Annotated in this window: 2 protein-coding genes; both read left to right on the forward strand. The window is 64.3% G+C overall.

All coding sequences use genetic code 11. From position 1 onward, the window contains the following. The first annotated feature begins 147 nt into the window (after positions 1 to 147). Positions 148 to 777: a 4'-phosphopantetheinyl transferase family protein gene (locus ACR9ZJ_RS19275; RefSeq protein ID WP_481288676.1), complete on the forward strand. Its 630-nt coding sequence runs from the start codon at positions 148 to 150 to the stop codon at positions 775 to 777. Positions 778 to 914: 137 nt separating this feature from the next. Continuing rightward, positions 915 to 1,658 (forward strand): pyridoxine 5'-phosphate synthase, encoded by a 744-nt coding sequence (locus ACR9ZJ_RS19280; RefSeq protein ID WP_481288677.1) that lies wholly within the window; start codon positions 915 to 917, stop codon positions 1,656 to 1,658. Positions 1,659 to 1,785 lie beyond the last annotated feature (127 nt).

A 1,785-nucleotide genomic window follows, 5' to 3' on the forward strand; every position in this document is an offset into this window, starting at 1 on the left:
GCACGGAGAACGACATCGCAACGGCTTTGAACTGCAACGCGATGTACGGAATGATCGCGACCACGGCGATGCTCCTGAACGGCCCCCAGACCATCCAATCACGAACCCGCTTGCCCCAAGCCCCTCATTCAAAGCACGATCCACCGAATGAGCGAAGTCCCGCCCACCGTACCTGTCCTGGATCACGACGAAATCCACATCTGGCGCACCCGCTGGTCCGGTGGCGCCGGTGAAGTGGTGTTCGCCACCCTGCTTGCCGCCTATGCGGGCCCCGGTGCGCCACCCATCGAGCGCGGCGAACGCGGAAAGCCCTGCTTCCCGCCACCCTTCGACACGCTGGGCTTCAACTGGTCGCACAGTGGTGACGTCGCCGTGCTCGCGGTAGGACGCGGGCAGGCGGGATTCGAAGTCGGCGTCGACGTGGAAACGGTGCGTCCGAGAGCCCGCGCCCTCGAACTTTCGAAGCGATTCTTTGCGCCGGATGAGACGGCCGCGCTCGTGGCCTTGCCGGAAGCGGAACAGCTGGGTGGCTTCCTCACCTTATGGACGGCCAAGGAAGCCGTACTGAAAGCGCATGGGGGTGGGTTGTCCTACGGCCTGCACCGTGTGTCGTTCAGCCTGCCCGGCGGTGTCGCCACGCCCGGTCACTTCGAAGGCGACGTGGGGCCAGCGCCAGGATGGCGTGTTCAGCCGCTCCCCCTGGGCGATGGCCTGGTATCCGCCGTGGCCTGGCGCGGTCATGAACGGAATGTCCGCGTCTTCACATTTCCGCTTTGAACCTTTTCCTCGCGGGCCGTGTCTGATCCTACGTGTGTGTGACCGTGGAGTGCGCCACAGGGACGTGGCGAGTTATGCTGGGATGACAGTCATTACGCACGTTGCAATGGCGGCGTGCGTTTTTTTATGGACCGTCGATGACCCTACTCAGCGTCAACCTCAACAAGATCGCCGTGCTGCGCAACTCGCGCGGTGGCGATGAACCCGATATCGCCACGGCGGCCAACACCTGCATCGACGCGGGTTGCGGCGGTCTCACCGTCCACCCGCGGCCCGACATGCGCCACGTCACGCCCGACGATGTGCGCACATTGGCCGGACTGCTCCGCGGTCGCGTCGAGTACAACATCGAGGGCAATCCCTTCGCCGGGCCACGTGGTGCGTATCCCGGCCTGATCGAACTCGCCCGTGAAGTGCGGCCGACCCAGGTCACCCTGGTGCCCGATGGTGACGGCCAGATCACCTCCGATCACGGTTTCGATCTCACCCAGGACATCGAGCTGCTCAAGCCAGTCGTCGCGGCGTTCCGTGAACTCGGTTGCCGGGTCAGCGTATTCGTCGACGCGGGTGGGGAAGGCTTCGCGGAGGCGAAGGCCATCGGCATCCAGCGCATCGAGCTCTACACGGGTCCTTACGCGGCCGCTTTCGCGAAAGGCGATGCACGCGCGGAACTCGCCTCATTCGCGGATACCGCCACGCGTGCGCAACAGGCCGGACTGGCGGTGAACGCGGGGCACGATCTCAACCAGGCGAATCTCGGAACGTTCAAGTCGGCCATTCCTGGCCTGGCGGAAGTGTCGATCGGCCACGCGTTGATCGGCGAAGCCTTGTACCAAGGCCTGGCAAACACCGTCCGCGCGTACCTCGACATCCTTTCCTGAGCGCAACGACAGGCGCTGACAAGTCAGGTGGATAACCGACCGCCCTGGTGAGAGCCTGTAGCCCTGGTGGGAGCCGACCTTGTCGGCGATGGGTGCTTGCCGCAATCCCTGTCTCTTATACACATCT

Source organism: Luteibacter sp. KNZ12-1A, from assembly GCF_056755675.1.